Here is a 1,767-nt window from a genome sequence, read left to right as displayed (position 1 = left end):
TTCACCATCGAGCCGGGCCTGTACTTCAAGGCCGACGACCTCGCCGTGCCCGAGGAGTACCGCGGTATCGGAGTGCGCATCGAGGACGACGTGCTCGTCACCTCCGACGGCGTGGAGAACCTCTCGGCCGCGCTGCCGCGGCGGGCCGAGGACGTCGAGGCCTGGATGGCCTCGCTCACCGGCCGCTGAACGGCGTGAGCCCGACGGCGGAGCGCACCTCCGCGTGGCTCTCGCCTGTGCGGGGGCGAGCGGCGGTCCTCCCGGCCCTGGTGGTCGGGTCGGTCGTCACGCTGCTCTACGCGTTGTGGTCCTGGCGGCAGTGGGCCCGCTTCGAGGTGCCGAGCTGGGACCTCGGCATCTTCACCCAGCTGTTCCGTGCATACGCCGAGCTGCGCTCGCCGGTCGTGCCGATCAAGGGCCCGGACTTCATGCTGCTGGGCGACCACTGGCACCCGCTGCTCGCGCTCCTGGCGCCCGCGTACTGGATCCATGGCAGCGGGCTGACGCTGCTGATCGTGCAGGCGCTGCTGGTGGGTGTCTCGGTGGTGATCGTGGCGGCGTGCGCGATCCGGCACCTCGGGCGCGCCAGCGGCCTCGCGATCGGGTTGGCGTACGGCCTCTCGTGGGGGCTGCAGTCGGCGGTCGCGTCGCAGTTCCACGAGATCGCGCTCGCGCTGCCCTTCCTGGCCGCCTCGCTGGCGGCCCTGGTCCGGCGCGACCACCGGGCGGCGGCGCTGTGGTCGCTGCCGCTGCTGGGCGTCAAGGAGGACCTGGGCCTCACGGTCGCGGCGATCGGCGTGGTCATCGCGATCCGCGGCGGGCGCAAGCTGGGGATCGGACTCGCGGCCGGCGGCGTGCTCGCCTTCGTCCTCACGACCAACGTGATCCTGCCTGCCCTCAATGCCGACGGCGTGTGGGACTACGCGGACGACTCGATCGTCTCGCAGATCTTCTCCGACCCCGGTGCGGCGCTGAACTCCCTGTTCACCGGGTTCGGCAACAAGCTGGTGCTCGTCCTGCTCGTGGTCGCCATCACGGGCTTCCTCGCGCTGCGCTCGCCGCTGGTGCTGATCACGCTCCCGACCTTCGCGTGGCGGCTCACCTCCGACGTACCGTTCCACTGGTCCACCGACTGGCACTACTCGGCGGTGCTGATGCCGGTCGTCTTCCTCGCACTCGTCGACGCCCTGATCAGCTCACCCACCTGGAAGGCGAGGGCACCATGGTTCGCAGGTATCGCCGTCGTCATGGCGCTCGTGGTCACGATCCAGTTCCCGCTGTGGAAGCTCACCGAGGGTGAGTACTGGGAACCCGGCAGCCGCCCCGAAGGGGCAGCGGTGGCGCTGGCTGCGATCCCCGACGACGCGACGGTGGTCAGCGACATCACGCTGATGGCGTACCTCGCGCCCCGCGCCGAGGTGTACTGGATGGGCAACGACAACCCGGTGCCGGAGTACGTGGTGCTCTACCAGGGCTCCGGCATCTACAGCGGCAACCCGCCCACCAGCGCCGAAGCGTGGGCCGAGGAACGCTTCCCCGGCGAGGACTTCACTCAGATCGTCGACGCCGACGGGTTCCTCGTCGCGGAGCACACCGGGTAGCGGCGCACCCCGCGACGGTAGATCACTGCTCGTATCGGATCTCCACCCGTCGGTTCGCCGCGTAGGTCGAGGAGTCATCGGGGTCCTCCGTCACTGCCGGCTGGGTCGAGCCGAGTCCCTCCACCTCCAGCCGAAGGTCACTACGAACCTCGGCGAGCGCGTCGGC

General features: G+C 70.2%; 2 protein-coding genes. Both read left to right on the top strand.

Annotated features, from left to right (window positions below; translation table 11 throughout):
• The coding region (locus ACOJSN_RS13090) for a M24 family metallopeptidase (protein ID WP_420112941.1) at positions 1-189 on the top strand (189 nt) is incomplete at its 5' end.
• A gap of 5 nt (positions 190-194) precedes the next feature.
• Positions 195-1,601, top strand: a complete 1,407-nt coding sequence (locus tag ACOJSN_RS13085) for a DUF2079 domain-containing protein (RefSeq protein WP_420112940.1) — start codon at positions 195-197, stop codon at positions 1,599-1,601.
• The last annotated feature ends 166 nt before the right edge of the window (positions 1,602-1,767 follow it).

The organism is Pseudactinotalea sp. (genome assembly GCF_048594945.1).
Classification (GTDB): domain Bacteria; phylum Actinomycetota; class Actinomycetes; order Actinomycetales; family Beutenbergiaceae; genus Pseudactinotalea.
This window is presented reverse-complemented; position numbering and strand designations above follow the sequence as displayed.